Genomic DNA, 910 nt, shown 5'->3' with positions numbered 1-910 from the left:
CAAGGCGCGCACGTCACCACCTACGACCGCCTGTGGTCGAACCTGCCGTTTTTGCGGCCGATGGTCACCATCACCGACGACAGCCTGGCCGACTATGGCATCGACGAACACGGCGGGCGCCTGCACGACTTGCTGGGCACGCGCTGCGACCCTTACGTGAACAAGATGCTCACGGGCGAAGACTTCCACCACCACTGCCACTCCAACCTGACCCGCGCCGTGCTGCCCCATGGCCTGACCGAGTTCGACGTGCACGACGTGCTGAACATTTTCCAGTGCACCGGCCTCAATCACGACGACATGTACTTCATGAAAGCCTGCCCGGCCAAGCAGGGCGACTATCTGGAGTTCTTCGCCGAAATCGACCTGCTGTGTGCCCTCTCCACCTGCCCCGGTGGCGACCTGTCGCTGCCGATGTGGGGCCCGGATGCGGAAGACCCGTTGAAGGTCTGCCGTCCGCTGGGGGTGGAAATCTACCGCCTCGACGACGCGCTGCTGGAGGGCTGGAAACAACCCGAGCGCGCCGCCTATAACGGCAACCATGGCCTGTTGATTGCCAAGGCCGACTGGGAAAAGTAAAGGGCAGGCCCGCACCTGGGGCGCCGCGCCTCAGGTGTTCTGCGCAATACTGCGGCTGACAAAACTGAAGGCCAGCACGATAAAAATCAGCACGCCGGTTGCCACCTGCTGCCAGTAGAAGTTCCAGCCGATCAACAGCAAGCCATTGGCGATGACGTTGATGAACAGCACCCCCAGCAATGTGCCCGGAATATTCGCCCGGCCCTGGCGGTTCAATGTGGTGCCGATAAACACCGCACCAATCGCATTCAGCAGGAACGCATTGCCCGACAGCGGCACGTAGGCGCTCACCGTCGAACTGAGCAGGACCCCCGCCACCGCGCACGCCAGC

1 protein-coding gene and 1 pseudogene are annotated in these 910 nt (G+C 62.6%); one reads left to right on the top strand and one right to left on the bottom strand.

Features of this window, described 5'->3' with window-relative positions; translation table 11 throughout:
* Nucleotides 1-579: DUF1989 domain-containing protein (locus tag HX846_RS25615; protein ID WP_178966336.1), on the top strand; the 579-nt coding region annotated here is incomplete at its 5' end.
* A gap of 30 nt (nt 580-609) precedes the next feature.
* Here HX846_RS25615 and HX846_RS25610 read toward each other — a convergent pair.
* A pseudogene (locus tag HX846_RS25610) lies at nt 610-910 on the bottom strand (ABC transporter permease); the annotation flags it as partial.

The organism is Pseudomonas sp. K5002 (genome assembly GCF_013386655.1).
GTDB lineage: Bacteria > Pseudomonadota > Gammaproteobacteria > Pseudomonadales > Pseudomonadaceae > Aquipseudomonas.
This window is presented reverse-complemented; position numbering and strand designations above follow the sequence as displayed.